The sequence below is a fragment of the Solimonas sp. K1W22B-7 genome (assembly GCF_003428335.1).
Taxonomy (GTDB): domain Bacteria; phylum Pseudomonadota; class Gammaproteobacteria; order Nevskiales; family Nevskiaceae; genus Solimonas_A.
This window is the reverse complement of the sequence record NZ_CP031704.1, coordinates 1,394,271-1,411,098: the sequence shown is the minus strand read 5'-3', so window position 1 is coordinate 1,411,098 and position 16,828 is coordinate 1,394,271. Positions and strand designations below refer to the sequence as shown.

Genomic DNA, 16,828 nt, shown 5'->3' with positions numbered 1-16,828 from the left:
GGCATGACGCAAGCACTCGACATCGCCATCGTCGGCGTCGCCGGCGTCTACCCGGGCGCCTCCACCGCGCGGCAGTACTGGCAGAACATCCTCGACAAGGTGGATGCCACCAGCGAGGGCGAGCCGGACTGGGTCGGCCCCTACTTCGATCCGAAGAGCACGCGCGAGGACCGCATCTACACCACGCGCGGCGGCTTCCTGGGCGAGCATGCGCGGGTCAACCCGCAGGACTACGGCGTGATGCCGAACGTGGCCGCGGGCAGCGACCCCGACCATATGCTGGCCTTGAAGGTCGCGCACGAGGTGCTGGACGACGCCGGCTACCTGCACAAGCCCTTCGACCGCGAGCGCGCCGGCGTGATCATCGCGCGCGGCACCTACGGCAACCGCGGCATGGCCGGCCTGATGTCGCGCAACTGCTTCCTGGACCAGGCCATGGACCTGGTCCGGGGCCTGCGCCCCGACTTCAACGAGGCCGACATCCTGCGGCTGCAGGACGCGCTCAAGTCGCAGCTGCCGCCGTTCAACGCCGAGCACATCGGCGTGCTGACGCCCAACGTCATCGCCGGCCTGATCGCCAACCGCCTCAACCTGATGGGGCCCAGCTACATCGTCGACGCCGCCTGTGCCTCGACGCTGATCGCGGTGGAGCAGGCCGCGGCCGAACTCAACAGCGGCCGCTGCGACCTGATTATCACCGGCGGCTCGCAGGTCCACACGCCGCCGCAGCTGTTCATCCAGTTCTGCCGCATCAACGCACTGTCGCGCGACCGCATCCGGCCGTTCCAGCAGGGTTCCGACGGCACCCTGCTGGGCGAGGGCATCGGCATGATGGTGCTCAAGCGCCGCGAGGACGCGGAGCGCGACGGCGACCGCATCTACGCGGTGATCCGCGGCATCGGCACCGCCAGCGACGGCCGCGCCAAGGGCCTGCTGGCGCCGCGCCTGGAGGGCGAGATCCTGGCCATGCGCCGCGCCTACCAGAGCAGCGGCATCGACCCGATGACGATCGACCTGATCGAGGCGCACGGCACCGGCACCGCGGTCGGCGACAAGACCGAGATCGAGTCGCTGACCAGCATCTTCGGCGCGCGCGGCCGCGACCAGCAGATCGCCATCACCGCGGTCAAGTCGATGATCGGCCACTGCATGCCCGCCTCCGGCGGCGCGGCGCTGATCAAGACCGCGCTGGCGCTGCACCACAAGGTGCTGCCGCCGATGCTCTGCGACGTCCCCGACCCGGAACTGGGCCTGGAGAAGACGCCGTTCTACCTCAACACCGAGACGCGTCCCTGGCTGCACGGCAAGGACCATCCGCGCCGCGCCGGCGTCAACGCCTTCGGCTTCGGCGGCATCAACTCGCACATCATCCTCGAGGAGTACCGCGAGAAGCGCCCGACGCAGGTGCAGGTGCTGCATGCGCCCAGCGACTCCGAGCTGGTGGTGGTGGCGGCGGAATCGCGCGGGGAGCTGCTGGCCCGCGCCCGCGCCGCGCTGGCGCAGCTGAAGACCGCGACGCTGCCGGAAGTGGCCAAGGCCTGCAGCACCTATGGCCGCGGTCCGTTCCGCCTGGCCGTGGTCTGCCATGACGCCGCCGACCTGGAGCGCAAGCTGGGCCAGGCGATCGAGAAGATCGACCGCGCCGACGCCAAGCCCTTCAAGACCCGCGCCGGCCTCTACTACGGCGTCGGCGACGCCGCCGGCAAGCTCTGCCTGCTGTTCCCGGGCGAGGGCTCGCAGTACCCGAACATGCTGGCCGAACTCTGCGTGCACTTCCCGCAGGTGCGCGACTGGTTCGACTTCATCGAGCAGAACGCCATGCGGCGCGGCAGCCCCACGCGCATCCCGGCCCTGCTGCCGCCGCCGACGGTGCTGAGCGAAGCCGGCCGCAAGGCGCTGGAAGACAAGCTCTACGAGATGGACGTGGCCGCGGAAGGCGTGTTCGCCGCCAGCCTCGGCCTGCACGCGCTGCTGGAAGACCTGGGCTTCCGTCCCGACGCGATGCTGGGCCACAGCACCGGCGAGAACACCGTACTGACCGCCGCCGGCGTCAACCGCGTGCGCCACCGCGCCGAAACCGCCGACGCGGTGCAGGTGTTCAACCGCATCTTCAACGAGCTGGACGCCGCCGGGAAGATCGCCGAGGGCTCGCTGCTGAGCATCGGCGGCCTGACGCCGTCGCTGCGCAACGACCTGCTCGCCGACCTCGGCGAGATGCACTTGGCGATGGACAACTGTCCGAACCAGCTGGTGCTGTTCGGGCCGCCCAAGGCCACCAGCGAGCTGCACGAGCGCCTCAGCGCCGAGGGCGCGATCTGCCAGGAGCTGCCCTTCGGCCGCGCCTACCACACCGCGCTGTTCAAGCCGCTGGCCGACGCTTTCCGCGCCTACTTCCAGAAGCTGGACCTGGGCCCCGGCACCACCATGCTGTACAGCGCCTCGACCTGCGCGCCCTTCCCCAACGACGCCGACGGCATCCGCGAGCTGGCGGCACGGCAGTGGGAACACCCGGTGCGCTTCACCGAGACCATCCAGCGGCTCTACGAGGACGGCTACCGCGTGTTCCTCGAAGTGGGCCCCAGCGGCAACCTGACCTCCTTCGTCGGCGACACGCTGCGCGGCAAGGACGACGTGCTCGCCGTGTCCAGCAACAGCCGCCGCAAGCCGGCGATGGCGCACCTGCACCAGACCCTGGCGCAGCTGTTCGCCGCCGGCGTGGACTTCGAGCCGGCGCGCCTGTTCGCGCACCGCAAGATCGCCGACCTGGACCTGCTGGGCGAGCTCAAGCCGGCGGTCAAGCTGGCGCCGCGCATGAAGCTGGTCAACCCGGTGTGGGTACTGCCGGAAGAGTGGAAGAAGCCGCTGCCGCAGGGCACCGTGCCCGCCGCCGCCATTGCCATCAAGCTCCCGGCGCCGCCGGCACAGCCGCAGCAGCCGGTGGTCGCTGCCGCCCCGCCGCCGCCGCCGGTGGTGTCCAGCGACCCGCGCCTGGCCGCACTCAACGCGCACTTCTCGCTGATGCAGGACTTCCTCGACAGCCAGGCGCGCGTGCTCGGCCTGGCCACCGGCACCGCGCCGGTTCCTGCCATGCCGCAGGCCGCTGCGGCGGCCACCGCGACGCCGCCGGCAGGCTTCGACCCGGCCTTCCCGATGCTGGGCATCGTCGAGCTGTCGCCGGGCAAGCTGGTGTCCGAGCGCCGCTACACTCTCGAGCAAGACCTGTTCCTGCGCGACCACACGCTGGGCGATGCCCCCAGCGCGACCGATCCGGCCCTGACCGGCCTGCCGGTGATTCCCTTCACCTACAGCATGGAGCTGATCGCGCAGGCCGCGGTGCGCCTGTCCGGCCGCAGCGACCGCGTGGTGACGGCGATCGACAATGCCCGCGGCAGTCGCTGGCTGTCGCTGGACGACGGCGGCGTGACGCTGCGCATCGTCGCCGAGGCGACGCCGGGCAATGCCGACGCCATCGCCTGCCGCGTGTTCCTGCTCGGCGAGGGCTCCTCGCCCGGCGGCCTGCTGGTGTTCGAAGGCACGGTGCAGCTCGGGGCCGCCTACCCGGCCGCCCCGGCACCGCAGCCGCTCGCCGCCGCAGGCCTGAAGCCGCCGCACATCCACCTGCCGGGCCAGCTCTACCGGCACGGCATGTTCCACGGGCCGCGCCTGCAGGGTGTCACCCGCATCGACGGCTACGGCGAGCAGGGCATCGTCGCCGAGCTGGTCACGATCCCGGTGCATGACTACTTCAGCGGCACGAGCGCGCCGCGCTTCCAGCTCGACGCCGCGATACTCGACGCCGCGGGCCAGCTCGCCGGCTTCTGGCTGCGCGAGCGCAACCCCGGCGTGCCCAACTGCTTCCCGTTCCGCGTGAAGCGGCTGTCGCTGTACGCGCCGCCGCCGGCCCCGGGCCAGCGCTACAGCTGCCACGGCGCCATCACCCTGCCGAGCCCGACCGTGCTGGAAGCACGCTGGGACGTCATCGGCGCCGACGGCCGCCTGCTGCTGCGCGCCGAGGGCTGGGACGACCGCGTGTTCAGCGGCGACGAGCGCTTCTTCGGCTTCCGCCTCGACCCGGGCCACGCCCGCCTGTCCGAGCCGGCCCTGGCCGGCACGCTGCCGGCGGAGCTGTGCCTGCGCAAGCTCGAGCCGCTGCCGGAAGGCACGCTCGACGAGGGCGGCACGATCTGGAAGCGCATGCTCGCCCACATGGTGCTGGGCCGCGCCGAACGCGCACGCTTCAATGCCCTGCCGCAGCAGGGTCCGCGCCGCGAGGAGTGGCTGATGGGCCGCCTCGCCGCCAAGGACGCGGTGCGCGACTGGTATCGCCTGCGCACCGGTACGGAGCTGACCCCGGCCGACGTCGAGATCGATTCCGACGAGCACGGCCGGCCGCTGGTGCGCTGCGCCGTGCTGCCGCAGGTGGGCGCGCCGGTACTGTCGATCGCGCACAGCAAGCGCTGGGCCTATGCCGTGGCCAGCGACCCCAGCGTGGCCGTGGGCCTGGATTACCAGCGCGCCGACCAGGTGCGCACCGAGGACCTGGTTGCCGGCGGCTTCTCCAGCGCCGAGCAGGTCTGGTTCCAGGGAGCCGACAGCGCCGAGCGCGGCCGTATCGCGCTGGCCCTGTGGTGCGCCAAGGAGGCCGCCGCCAAGGCCGCCGGCACCGGCCTGAACGGCCGGCCGCAGGACTGGCAGGTAGTCGCCGCGCACCTCGACGGCCGCAACGCCGGACCGCAGATGGCGCGCGTGCGCTACAACGGTCAGGATTACGATATCGCCCTGCATGCCGAAGCCGACCAGGCCATGCTGGCGCTCTGTGTCACCGCAGCGCGCCGGACGGAAAAATGGCCGGCCGCCTGAACATTTCCCCACAAAGCTCAAAAGCATATTTGCCACGGATGACGCGGATGAACACGGATCAAGATCAAGCTCTTTTCAAATCCGCGTTCATCCGCGTCATCCGCGGCTAAGTTACTTTCTCAAGATAGAAAACCCTCTCTCAGAAGACACGATCATGACGACGACCCTGTTCATTGGCCTGGATGGCTGCACCTTCACCGTGCTGGACGAAATGACCCGCGACCTGCCGGGCGAGGGCGTGACCATGCCCTTCCTGGCGTCGCTGATGGCCAAGGGCGTACGCGCCAAGCTGCGCTCCACCCCCAACCCGCTGACGCCGCCGGCCTGGACCAGCATCATGACCGGCAAGGGCCCGGGCGAGCACGGCGTGTTCGAGTTCATCCGCGCCGAGGACCATGGCGCCGAGGTGTACTGGACGCTGTACGACGCGCGCGACGTCGACGCCGAGACGATCTGGTCGATCGCCTCGCGCAAGGACAAGAAGATCGCCGCGCTGAACTTCCCGCTCACCGCGCCGGCGCCGGAAGGCATCAACGGTTCGATCGTGCCCGGCTTCATCCCGGCCAAGCACCTGCGCCGCAACACGCATCCGCGCGAGCTGTTCGAGCGCATCAAGACCGACGTGCCGGGCTTCGACCCCAAGGAACTGGCCTGGGACTTCGACAAGGAGAAGCAGGCCATGGAGTCGCTCTCCGCCACGGAGACGGCCAAGTGGGTGCGCTACCACCTGCCGCGCGAGGAGCAGTGGTTCAAGGTCGCCGAGTACATCCTGGGCAGCGACAAGCCGGACCTGATGGCGGTGATGTTCGACGGCACCGACAAGATCCAGCACCAGGCCTGGCCGTGGCTGGACAAGGACCTGCTGGCCAAGGACCCGCAGGGCCATGACAAGGAAATGCGCGAGGTCTGCCTCGAGTACTTCAACAACCTCGACGGCTACATCGAGAAGCTGGTCACCATGGCCGGCCCGGACACGCAGGTGTTCTTCGCCTCCGACCACGGCTTCACCGCCAGCAACTTCGTGCTGCGCATCAACACCTTCCTCGGCGAGAAGGGCTATCTCACCTGGGGTACGAACGACGGCAGCGAGCAGGCCGTGCGCCGCGACGCCTCCGACTTCGCCAACCTCGACTGGTCCAAGACCCTGGCCTACTGCCAGACGCCGTCGTCCAACGGTATCGTCATCCGCGTGGCGCAGAAGCCGGGCGACGCCGGCATCAAGCCGGAGGACTACGAGTCCTTCCGCGAGAAGCTGATCGCAGACCTCTACACCATCACCGATCCCAAGACCGGCAAGCCGGTGGTGATCGACGTGCTCAAGCGCGAGGAGTGGTTCGCCGGCCAGCACATGAAGCGCGCGCCCGACCTGACCCTGGTGCTGAGCGACCACGGTTTCGTCTCGATCCGCAACTTCGAGCCGGTGGTGGCCCACCGCCCGGCCGCGATCGGCACGCATCACCCGGACGGCATCTTCATGGCCTGCGGCCCCGGCATCTCCGCCAGCGGCATGGTCGAGCGCCGCCAGATCGTCGACGTGGCGCCGACGCTGCTGCACAGCCTCGGCATCGCGATCCCGGTGGACTTCGAGGGCAAGCCGGCCGACACCTTCTTCGACGCCGAGTGGCTGGCCGCGAACCCGATCAAGAAGGGCGCGCGCACCAAGGCTCCGCAGAAGAAGGAGCTGAAGGAAGAGATGGACCAGGGCGAGAAGCAGCAGATCATCGAGCAGCTGCAGATGCTGGGCTACATGGAGTGAGTGCGGAAGCCGCCAAGCCCGCCGACGACAGCACGCTGACGTCGGAGCAGTTGCTCGGCCTCGGCATGGAAGCCATGGGGGCCACCGGCCTCTATGGCGTCGTCGACTTCGAGCGGCCCTGCTACCTGTTCGCGCCGCGGCGGGTGAAGAACTGCACGTTCGGGGCGTTCTCCTACGTCAACGGCATGTACACCAGCAGCCTCTACGACACGCGCGTGGGGCGCTACTGCTCGATCGCCGAGGCGGCCATCGTGGGGCCCTACGAGCACCCGACCGACGGCCTGTCGACGCACACCTTCGCCTTCAGCGCGCCGGAGGACTTCCCGCCCTTCGCCGTGTTCCAGGAGTTCAAGGACCTGGCGACGCTGCGCAAGCGCGACGACGTCAACCGCGATTTCACCGAGATCGGCCACGACGTCTGGATCGGCGCCGGCGCCTTCATCAAGCGCGGCGTGAAGATCGGCGACGGCGCGGTGGTGGCGGCCCATGCCCTGGTCACCCGCGACGTGCCGCCCTACTCCATCGTGGTCGGCACGCCGGCCAAGGTCACGCGCCTGCGCTTCTCCGACGACATCGTCGAGCGCCTGATGAAACTGCAGTGGTGGCGCTACAATCTGGCCCCGCACAAGAACGAGCTGGACTACAGCCGCATCGAGGGCGCGCTGGAGGGACTGGAGCAGCGCGCCGCCGAAGGCCGGCTGGAACTGCTGCAACCGGAGACCTGGCGCCTGCACAAGGTCCGGTACCAGGTACGCTTCAAGCCCGAGCGGCTGCCACAGCCGCTGTATTCCTGAACACTATTCCGATAACCGCGACGAGCCATGAGCAACGCCGACATCTACGCCAGGAAACTGATCGCCCTGCTGAAGGACTTCACCCAGGACTGGGATCACGAGTTCGAGGGCGAAATGGACCGCAGCACCAAGCTGCTGGGCGACCTCAGCTTCGAGTCCATCGACATCATCCAGCTGATCGTGGCGATCCAGGAAGACATCGTCGGCGCCAAGCTGCCGTTCGAGAAGCTGCTGATGAAGGACGGCCGCTACGTGGACGATCTCTCGGTCGGCCAGATCGCGGACTTCCTGGCGGCGAACATCGGCGGTTAAGTCATGCCGGCGCGATCAGGCCTTGCGCGCCACCACCAGGACGTAGTCCTCGCCGGCCGCGACCAGGCCGCGCAGCCGCGCCACCGAGTTGCGCACCTCGACCGCCCTCTGGCCCTGCAGGCGCTCGCCGGCACGCTCGAAGGCATCGATGAAGGGAATGCGCGTCCGGTCGATGATGGATTCGATGCGGATGTCCGTGAAGCCCGCCGCGCCCAGGTGCGCCGCATAGGTGTCGGCATCGTAGGCGTTGGCGCGGTTGTCGAGGCAGACGCCGGTGCCCACGGCAGTGGCGCCCCGCAGGTAGGCCGAGGGGTCAATACCGCGTTTCGGGATCAGGTCGGTCAGCGCCAGGATGCCGCCGGGGCACAGCACCCGCGCCGCCTCGCGCAGGAAATCGGCCCGCGTATCGAAGTGGAACGCGCATTCCACCGAGACCAGCTTGTCGAAACTGCCGTCGCCGAAGTCCATCCGCGTGGCGTCGCCCATGCGCAGCTCGATGCGGTCGGCGAAACCCTGCTCCCGCACGTAGTTGCGGCCGTACTCGAGGCGCAGCTCGGTGACGTCGATACCGACGATGGACTGCGGCTGGAACTGCCGCGCGCAGCTGACCGCCCCGGCGCCGTAGCCGCAGCCGACGTCGAGCAGGCGATCCTGCGGCGACAGCTCGCAGGCGCTGGCCACCAGCAGCGTCAGCGCTTCGGCCGCCTCCTCCATGGTCATGCCCGGACGGGTCCAGTAGCCGTAGTTGGCGAAGGGCTGCTTGCCGAAGAGGTCGCCGCGCTGCTCGTGGCGCCGCGTGTAGTGCCGCGCAACGTCCTGCGTATGCGTCGTCTGCATGAAGACTTCCTGTCCCTGTTGAATCGCTACAGGTATCGCGACTTCGCGTCCGTAGCGTGAAGAACGACCGCTCACCGGAATCCGCCGTGAACACCCGACCCAAACTGGCGCATCAACAACTCGGCAGCGGCCCCGACGTGGTGCTGGTGCATGGCCTGGCCGCCAACCGTGCGTTCTGGTACCCCCTGGCGACCGCCTTGTCGACACAGTACCGCGTCACACTCTACGACCTGCGCGGACATGGCTACAGCGAACGCCCGACCAACGGCTACAGCGCCATGGACCATGGGCAGGACCTGCTGCAGCTGCTGGACGATCTCGGCGTCGAGGAAGCGGCCGTCGTCGGCCACAGCTACGGCGGCAGCGCCGCGCTGGAAGCGGTGCTGCTGCAGCCGCAGCGCTTCAGCCACCTGGCCCTGATGGACACCCGCGTCCAGCGGCTGCAGTCGGAACTGCGCCTGCACGATGTCGGCCAGCTCACCGCCTTCGAGCAGGCCGTGGCGCGCCAGGACGGCGGCGACTGGGCCAGCGAAACGGAAGTGGGCTTCCGCTTCCTCGAGGCGGCGGCGCGCAACCGCGTCGCCGGCATCGAGCTGGAAGCCGGCGGCGAATTCGTCCCCTTCGGGGAAGGCCGCGGCGCGCTGCGCGCCGCCAAGCAGTGGCTGGGTCTGCTCGACGACACCAGCCTGCGCGCAGACTTCCGCGTGCCTGGCGCCGCGGCCGAGGCCTATGCCGGGCTGCGCCAGCCGACGCTGCTGATGTACCCCAGCCACTCGCGCTCCGGCGCCACCGCGACGCGCCTGCAGGCGCTGCTGCCGCGCGCACGGCTGGTGAACCTGCCGCAATCCGGCCATTTCTTCCCGGTCACCCACCCGGCACAGGTCCGCGCCGAGGTCGAGTCGCTGCTGCGCATCGCATAAGAACGAAAGGAATCGCATGTCCGCCCTGGCCACCCTGCGCGTGATCGAACTCAGCGGCCACGTCGCCGCCGCCTTCTGCGGCAAGCTGATGGCCGGCTTCGGCGCCGAAGTGCTGCAGTTGCCCGCGCCCGCCGCCCTGCCGGGCTTCGAGCTGAATGCCGACGAGCAGGCCTGGTTCCACACCGCCAAGCAGCGCATCGCGCTGGATATCTCGGCCGATGCCGCCGGCTTCACCGCCCTGCTCAAGGGCGCCGACGTGCTGCTCGACGGCTGGGGCCATGGCGTGCTGGCGCAGGCCGGCTTCGACGCCGCCAGGCTGCGTGCGATCAACCCCGTGCTGGTCGTGGTGCAGATCACGCCCTTCGGCCAGGATGGCCCGCAGGCCGCCTGGAAAGCCTCGGACCTGACGCTCTACGGCCTCTCCGGCCTGATGCAGAGCACCGGCAGCGGCACGCGCGAGCCGCTCAACGCGCGCCCGCGCATGACCGAGTGCACCGCCGGCATGAACGCCTATTGCGCCGCGATCATCGGCCTGCTGCGCCGCGAGCGCGACGGCTGCGGCGCGCGGGTGGACCTGTCGATCCGCGAGTCGGCGATGGAGAACTACGAAGCCGCCATCGCCGAATTCCTCAACGTCGGCAAGGTGGCGCGGCGCAACGGCGACGAGCACAACATGGTGCCCTGGCGCACCTACCCCTGCGCCGACGGCGAGGCCGCGATCATCGGTGGACCGATCCGCCACTGGCTGCGTGCGGCGCCGCTGTTCGAGGCGCCGGAACTGCTGTCCGAGAAGCTGCAGACCATGGGCGGGCGCATGGCCAACCGCGCCGAGACGCAGGGGCTGATGCAGCCGTTCCTGATGCGTCACGGCAAGCGCGAGCTGTTCCACCTGGGGCAGAAGCACCGCCTGGCCTGGTCCTACCTGGCCTCCATGCCCGAGGCCCTGGAAGACCCGCAGCATGCCGAGCGCCGCTACTTCATCGAGCAGCCGCGCGCCGACGGCGTGGCGGCGAAGATGCCGGGCGCGCCGTTCCGCAGTGACAAGGCACCCTGGCGCAACCAGCCGGCGCCGGCCCAGGCCGCGGCGGCGCCGGGCTGGGAGCCGCGCCCCGCAGGCGCCGGCAAGCCCGGCGACGCACCGCTGGCGGGCCTGCGCGTGCTGGACTTCACCCACGACTGGGCCGGCCCGCACGCGGCACGCTTCTACGCCGACTACGGCGCCGAGGTGATCAAGATCGAGTACCCGCAGCGCCTCGACGGCATGCGCGGCGGCTTCGTCGGCAAGGTCAACGAACACCCGCGCTTCTGGCAGCTGCACCGCGGCAAGAAGTCGGTGACGCTGGACCTGAAACGCGCCGAGCATCGCGCCGTACTGGACGAACTGGTGCGCGGTGCCGACCTGGTGATCGAGAACTCCCGCCCCGGCGTGATGGAGCACAAGGGCTACGGCTACGAGCGCCTGCGCCAGCTCAGGCCCGACATCGTGATGGTGGCCATGTCGGCCTTCGGCGCCAGCGGCCCCTATGCCGGCTACTGCGGCTACGGCGGCACGCTGGAAGCGATCAGCGGCCTGCAGTCGCTCACCGCCTACGACGCCCAGGGCCCGGCCTACCGCGTGCGCGAGATGGACGTGATGAACGGCATCATGGGCATCTGCGCCGGCTTCACCGCGCTGTGGCAGCGCAGCCAGGGCGGCGGCGGCCAGTGGATCGACCTGTCGGAGTGCGAGACCACCGCCTGGTTCGTCGGCGAGCATTTCGCCGAGGTGGCGCGCAGCGGCCGGCAGCCGGTGCCGCAGGGCAACCGCCACCCGCTGTACGCTCCGCAGGGCTGCTACGCCGCCGAGGGCCAGGACCGCTGGCTGCTGGTCAGCGTGCGCAGCGACGGCGAATGGCAGGCCCTGGCCGGCCTGCTGGGCGCTGCCGCAGAGGACGCGCGCTACGCCACGGCCGAAGGCCGACGCCAGCACCACGACGCGCTCGACGCGCTGATCTCGGCCTGGAGCGCCGGCCGCGAGGTGACCGCCGCCGTGGCCGGGCTGCAGGCCGCCGGCGTCACTGCCGGCTACGTCTGCAGCTCCGCCGACCTGGCCGCCGACCCGCAGCTGGCCGCGCGTGGCTGGTTCCAGGACGCCGCCGGCACCCGCCTGCCCGGCCTGCCCTTCCGCATGGACGGCTTCCTGCCCCGCATTGCCCGCCGCGGCCCGGACCTGGGTGCCGACAACGCCGGCTTCTTTGCCGCGGCCGGGGTGTCCGGCAGTGTGCCCGATCTCTCACCGGAGCTCCTCGGCACGGCATACACTCTGTATTAGGCTTCGCTGCAGTAGCGCCCGCAGTAGCCCCGAACCAGGAGCTGCCCATGTCCGCCTCACGCCAGTGCCGCCCGCTTCGCAGGCTGGGCCTTGCCCTTTTCGCCACGTTCGCCGCCTGTGTCGCTACGCTGGGCAGCATCGCCACGGCCCAGGCCGCCGAAGCGAAGGACTACACGATCAGCTTCCAGGGGGCGCAGCGCACTTACCGCCTCTATGTGCCGGATGGCGCCAGCACGCAACCGCGACCGCTGATCCTGGCACTGCATGGCGGCTACGGTACCGGCAAGGACATGGAGGAACTGACCGGCCTCGACCTCATCGGCGGCCAGGCCGGCTTCGCCGTCGCCTACCCCGACGGACTGGGCCGCTCCTGGAACGCCGGCACCTGCTGCAACCCGTCGATGAAGAACGGCGTCAATGACATCGGCTTTCTGGCCGCCGTGATCGCCGACATCGCCAAGCGCACGCCGATCAACCCGACCCGCGTCTACGGCACCGGCTTCTCCAACGGCGCGATGATGGTGCACCGCGTGGCCTGCGACGCCCCCGACCTGTTCCGCGCCATCGCCGCAGGCTCCGGCGGCATCATGCTGCCGAACTGCGGCGCCAAGAAGCCCATCCCCGCCCTGCTGATCCAGGGCCGCGCCGACAACCGCATTCCCTGGGACGGCGGCAGCGTCGATGGCAGCTACCGCCCGCCGGTAAAAGAGGTGTTCAGCAAGCTCGCTGCCCGCAACCTGTGCGCGCCCCAGGAAACCACCCAGCAGGACGGCTCCGCCAGCTGCATCGCCCGCCGCAGCTGCCCCGGCGGCGCCGAGGTCTGGCTCTGCGGCATCGAAACCATGGGACACCAGTGGGCCGGCGCCAAGGAAATCACGCCGCTGCTGCTCGGCAAGGGCACGCGCGACTACGGCGCCTCGCTGCGGATCGTGCAGTTCTTCCAGGCGCACTGAGGCCCCGGTGGGAAAGCCCGGCTTCGCCAGGCGAGGCCGGGTTTTTCATTGATCGCGGAACCCCGGTTGTGCAGCCCATGCCTGGAGCGTAACTTCGGCAGAGCGTACGCTCTGCATTCAGGTTCGCTGCGCTAGATTGCCGACATCAGAACAAGGAGTGGTTCCATGGTCCTCTCGCGTTTCTCCCGCCCCCTGCGCAGCCTGGCCATCGGCCTGCTCGCGCTGACCGCCGCCTGCGTCGATACCGGCGGCGCCCTGTCCTCGGCCCAGGCGGCCGGCTCGCAGGAGTACGAAATGGAATACCAGGGCATTGAGCGCAGCTACCGGCTCTACGTGCCCTCCGGCGGCGGCAACCAATCGCGCCCGCTGATCGTCGCGCTGCACGGCGGCTTCGGCACCGGCAAGAACATGGAAGAGCTGACCGGCTTCGACCTCGTCGGCGGCAACGCCGGCTTCGCCGTCGCCTATCCCGACGGCGTCGGCCGCTCCTGGAACGCGGGCAGCTGCTGCGGCCCCGCGCTGAAGAAGAGCGTGGACGACGTCGGCTTCCTGCGCGCGATGGTGGCCGACATCGGCCGCCGCACGCCGATCGACACCAGCCGCGTCTACGGCACCGGCTTCTCCAACGGTGCCATGATGGTGCACCGCGTGGCCTGCGACGCCCCCGACCTGTTCAAGGCCATCGCCGCCGCCTCGGGCGGCATCATGGTGCCGAACTGCAGCGGCAAGAAGCCCATCGCCGCCCTGCTGATCCAGGGCCGCGCCGACCCGCGCATCCCCTGGAACGGCGGCGACTTCGAAGGCAACTACCGCCCGCCGGTACGCGACATCTTTGCCAAGCTGGCCTCGCGCAACCAGTGCGCCGCCAAGGAAGACAGCCAGCAGGACGGCTCCGCCGACTGCGTCGTCCGCCGCGGCTGCGCCGGCAACGCAGAAGTGAAGCTCTGCGGCGTGGAAGGCATGGGCCACCAGTGGGCCGGCGGCAAGGAACTGCTGCCGCGGCTGCTGGGCAAGGGCACGCGCGACTACAACGCTTCGCAGAAGGTCGTGCAGTTCTTCCAGCAGCACTGAGCGGACAGCAAACAAGAAGCCCGGCTTCGGTCACCGAAGCCGGGCTTTTCATTGGGCGAGCCATCGGGCGCAAGGATGTCTCATCCTAGTAAATTCGGCCCAGTGCGTCATCGATGCGCGTTTCGTCATCAAGGGTTTACAAATCACCCCCAATCTTTCCGGTTTGATCAAGAGAGCCGGCACATCGATGCCGCCGGCAACCAGGGGAAATGATGGACACGTCTTCGAAGGCCGGCTCGGCTGCATTCACCGACATTCTTGGCCAGCGCCTGTCGCGGCGTGATTTCGTCGCTGCCGGCGTCTATGGCGGCGCCGCGATCACCGGGCTCTTCGCCCTTTCCGCCTGCGACCGCAGCGATCCCAGGAACCCGCGTGCGGGCACGCAGCAGAAGCTGGGCTTCCAGGCCGTGCCCAAGTCGATGGACGATCTGGTGCATGTCCCCGCCGGCTACCGTGCCCAGGTGCTGTACGCGCTCGGCGATCCCATCCACGAAGGCCAGGCCGCCTACGGCAACCAGGGCGCGGAAACCGATTTCGACCAGCGCTCTGGCGACCACCATGACGGCATGTACTTCTTCGGCCTGTCGGCCGGCGGAAGCTGGGATCCGTCCGCTTCGGAGCAGGGCATCCTCTGCCTCAACCACGAGAACACCACCGACGCCTACCTGCATCCGGCCGGCCCGACCCGCGACGAAGAAGGCACCCGCCCGGCCGGGGAAGTGCGCCGCGAGATGCAGGCCCACGGCGTCAGCGTCATCGCCATCCGCCGCAATGCGGACAGCAGCCATGAGCTGGACCGCGCATCGCCGCTCAACCGCCGCATCACCCTGCTGACGCCGATGGACCTGGACGGCCCGGCCGCCGGCGACGCGATGCTGGCGACGAAGCTCTCGGAGGGCGGCACGCGGGCCTACGGCACGCTCAACAACTGCTCCAACGGCCACACGCCCTGGGGCACCTACCTCACCTGCGAAGAAAACTGGAACACCTACTTCCACCGCGGCGCCGACGAGGCGCAGCGCAGCGCCGCCGAAAACACCGCACTGGCACGCTACGCCATCGCCCCGGACTCGCAGGGCGACAACTACCGCGGCTGGGACACGGTGGCGGGCGATCTCACCGAACGCTTCGACTGCAGCGCCGACGGCGCCTCGGCGGCGGCGGATTTCCGCAACGAGCCCAACCTGTTCGGCTGGATCGTCGAGATCGATCCCTTCGATCCTGCGGCCGCCCCGCGCAAGCACACCGCGATGGGCCGCTTCTCGCACGAAGGCTGCGTGCCGGCCCCGCTGCGCGCCGGCAAGCCGGTGGTGTTCTACATGGGCGACGACTCGCGCTTCGAATACATCTACAAGTTCGTCTCCGACCTGCCCTACGACCCCTCGCTGCGTGGCCTCGCCGGCAGCGCCCACCTCGCCAACGGCACGCTCTACGTCGCGCGCTTCGGTGCCGACGGCAGCGGCCAGTGGCTGCCGCTGCGCCACGGCGAGAACGGCCTGACCGAGACCAGCGAGGTCTACCCCTTCAGCAGCCAGGCCGACGTGCTGGTGCACACGCGCCTGGCCGCCGATGCGGTCGGCGCCACGCGCATGGACCGTCCGGAATGGGGTGCCGTGGACCCCGCCACCGGCGAGGTCTACTTCACGCTCACCAACAACTCGCGCCGCACGCCCGAAGACGTGGACGCCGCCAACCCGCGCAGCTACACCGACACGTTCACCAAGGCCGACGGCAGCACCACCGAGAACAAGGGCAACGTCAACGGCCATATCGTCCGCTGGCGCGAACAGGGCGACGACCCGGCCGCCACCCGCTTTCACTGGGACGTCTACCTGTTCGGCGCCGAGGCCGGCGCGCCGGCTTCCGTCAACCTCTCCGGCCTGACCGACGACAACGACCTGAGCAGCCCCGACGGCCTGTGGTTCGACCCCGCGGGCCTGCTGTGGATCGAGACCGACGACGCCGCCTACCTCGACCATACCAACTGCATGCTGCTGGCCGCGGTACCGGGCACGCAGGGTGATGGCGGCGCGGTGATGGTGGAGAACAGCAGCGAGAGCAAGGTGATCACGATACGCGGCCGCAAGGCCACGCCGGACAACCTGCGCCGCTTCCTGGTCGGCCCGATGGAAGCCGAGATCACCGGCCTTGCGATGACGCCGGACCGGCGCGCGCTGTTCGTCAACATCCAGCACCCGGGCGAGAACGGCGAAACCGCTGCACCCTCCTCCCACTGGCCCGCCGCCAGCGGCGACGCCACCGTAGCCGGCGCCAGCGACCGCCGCCCGCGCTCGGCGACGATCGTGATCACGCGCGAGGATGGCGGGGAAATCGCGGTGTGAACCAGGTGTGTGGGCAAACATGCAGCCGTTTGCCCTGACTCGAATGATGCGGTTCGCTGCGCTCACCACATCCTACGGGCCCTGTAAGATGTGGTGAGCCCGTAGGATGTGGTGAGCGCAGCGAACCGCATCATTCGCGACTACTCCCGTTCCATCCCCAGAACGAACGGCTCCGCCGCCCATCCCGGATCGCAACGGCCGTCCCGCAGGAAGCGATGAATGCTCGAATGCGGCCAGTCGATGGCGCGGCGGACGTGGCCATGTTTCACCGGGTTGATATGGATGTAGTCCACGTGATTGCGGAAGTCATTCTCGTCCCGGATCAGGTGTTCCCAGAAGCGGCGCTGCCAGATGCCACGTTCACCACGCTTGATCCGGCTCTCGCGGCGATGCTCGCCACCATCGATGCCGCGGGAAAAACCGGATTTGATCAGTGACCAACGCGTTCCAAAATCAGCATCCCCCTCTGGCAAAGTCCAGATGCAATGCAGATGGTCGGGCAGGATCACAACCGCCTCCATCTCGAAGGGATGCCGTTGCCGCACCATGCGGAAGCAGTCGCGGAGGTGGTCTATGTGCACCGTCAACAGAGCTGACCGCCTTTCGGCAAGCGCGACGGTGAAGAAGTAGCAACCGCCGGCTTCCTTGGCTCGTCGATACGCGGTCATTTAC

The 16,828-nt window shown here is 69.2% G+C and carries 11 protein-coding genes; 9 read left to right on the top strand and 2 right to left on the bottom strand.

What is annotated here, in order from left to right:
• Window positions 1-3 precede the first annotated feature (3 nt).
• The 4 genes from D0B54_RS06555 (at window position 4) to D0B54_RS06540 (ending at window position 7,722) form a co-directional block, all read left to right on the top strand.
• Window positions 4-4,860: a type I polyketide synthase gene (locus D0B54_RS06555; RefSeq protein ID WP_117290342.1), complete on the top strand. Its 4,857-nt coding sequence runs from the start codon at window positions 4-6 to the stop codon at window positions 4,858-4,860.
• Window positions 4,861-5,014: 154 nt separating this feature from the next.
• Window positions 5,015-6,616 carry an alkaline phosphatase family protein gene (locus tag D0B54_RS06550; protein ID WP_117290340.1) on the top strand — a complete coding sequence of 534 codons (1,602 nt, stop codon included), beginning with the start codon at window positions 5,015-5,017 and terminating at the stop codon, window positions 6,614-6,616.
• On the top strand, window positions 6,613-7,410 hold the full coding sequence (locus D0B54_RS25065; RefSeq protein WP_117290338.1) for a CatB-related O-acetyltransferase: 798 nt from the start codon (window positions 6,613-6,615) through the stop codon (window positions 7,408-7,410). Before D0B54_RS06550 ends, D0B54_RS25065 begins: the two co-directional genes overlap by 4 nt.
• A gap of 27 nt (window positions 7,411-7,437) precedes the next feature.
• Window positions 7,438-7,722, top strand: coding sequence for an acyl carrier protein (locus D0B54_RS06540; protein ID WP_117290336.1), 285 nt, complete (start codon window positions 7,438-7,440; stop codon window positions 7,720-7,722).
• A gap of 15 nt (window positions 7,723-7,737) precedes the next feature.
• On the opposite strand, the gene D0B54_RS06535 is transcribed toward D0B54_RS06540, so the two are convergent.
• On the bottom strand, window positions 7,738-8,559 hold the full coding sequence (locus D0B54_RS06535) for an SAM-dependent methyltransferase (RefSeq protein ID WP_117290334.1): 822 nt from the start codon (window positions 8,557-8,559) through the stop codon (window positions 7,738-7,740).
• Window positions 8,560-8,645: 86 nt separating this feature from the next.
• Here D0B54_RS06535 and D0B54_RS06530 point away from each other — a divergent pair, with 86 nt between their 5' ends.
• The 5 genes from D0B54_RS06530 (at window position 8,646) to D0B54_RS06510 (ending at window position 16,156) form a co-directional block, all read left to right on the top strand.
• A complete protein-coding gene (locus D0B54_RS06530; RefSeq protein ID WP_162932254.1) occupies window positions 8,646-9,479 on the top strand; it encodes an alpha/beta fold hydrolase in 834 nt (277 codons plus the stop codon).
• Between the two features lie 16 nt (window positions 9,480-9,495).
• A complete protein-coding gene (locus D0B54_RS06525) occupies window positions 9,496-11,790 on the top strand; it encodes a CaiB/BaiF CoA-transferase family protein (protein WP_117290330.1) in 2,295 nt (764 codons plus the stop codon).
• A gap of 47 nt (window positions 11,791-11,837) precedes the next feature.
• Complete coding sequence (locus tag D0B54_RS06520; RefSeq protein ID WP_117290328.1) at window positions 11,838-12,743, top strand: alpha/beta hydrolase family esterase; 906 nt, start codon at window positions 11,838-11,840, stop codon at window positions 12,741-12,743.
• A gap of 165 nt (window positions 12,744-12,908) precedes the next feature.
• Window positions 12,909-13,814 carry an alpha/beta hydrolase family esterase gene (locus tag D0B54_RS06515; protein WP_117290326.1) on the top strand — a complete coding sequence of 302 codons (906 nt, stop codon included), beginning with the start codon at window positions 12,909-12,911 and terminating at the stop codon, window positions 13,812-13,814.
• Between the two features lie 212 nt (window positions 13,815-14,026).
• The gene (locus D0B54_RS06510) at window positions 14,027-16,156 is read left to right on the top strand and encodes a PhoX family protein (RefSeq protein WP_240433562.1); all 2,130 of its coding nucleotides are present in this window, start codon (window positions 14,027-14,029) and stop codon (window positions 16,154-16,156) included.
• 140 nt (window positions 16,157-16,296) lie between these two features.
• Here the strand turns inward: D0B54_RS06510 and D0B54_RS06505 are convergent, their stop codons facing one another.
• Window positions 16,297-16,824, bottom strand: coding sequence for an REP-associated tyrosine transposase (locus D0B54_RS06505; protein WP_117290322.1), 528 nt, complete (start codon window positions 16,822-16,824; stop codon window positions 16,297-16,299).
• Window positions 16,825-16,828 lie beyond the last annotated feature (4 nt).

Bases quoted from the DNA above. Each gene is read 5' to 3' on its own strand.
- D0B54_RS06555 (WP_117290342.1), top strand. From the start codon at position 4: ATGACGCAAGCACTCGACATCGCCATCGTCGGCGTCGCCGGCGTCTAC.
- D0B54_RS06550 (WP_117290340.1), top strand. From the start codon at position 5,015: ATGACGACGACCCTGTTCATTGGCCTGGATGGCTGCACCTTCACCGTG.
- D0B54_RS06540 (WP_117290336.1), top strand. From the start codon at position 7,438: ATGAGCAACGCCGACATCTACGCCAGGAAACTGATCGCCCTGCTGAAG.
- D0B54_RS06535 (WP_117290334.1), bottom strand. From the start codon at position 8,559: ATGCAGACGACGCATACGCAGGACGTTGCGCGGCACTACACGCGGCGC.
- D0B54_RS06525 (WP_117290330.1), top strand. From the start codon at position 9,496: ATGTCCGCCCTGGCCACCCTGCGCGTGATCGAACTCAGCGGCCACGTC.
- D0B54_RS06520 (WP_117290328.1), top strand. From the start codon at position 11,838: ATGTCCGCCTCACGCCAGTGCCGCCCGCTTCGCAGGCTGGGCCTTGCC.
- D0B54_RS06515 (WP_117290326.1), top strand. From the start codon at position 12,909: ATGGTCCTCTCGCGTTTCTCCCGCCCCCTGCGCAGCCTGGCCATCGGC.
- D0B54_RS06510 (WP_240433562.1), top strand. From the start codon at position 14,027: ATGGACACGTCTTCGAAGGCCGGCTCGGCTGCATTCACCGACATTCTT.
- D0B54_RS06505 (WP_117290322.1), bottom strand. From the start codon at position 16,824: ATGACCGCGTATCGACGAGCCAAGGAAGCCGGCGGTTGCTACTTCTTC.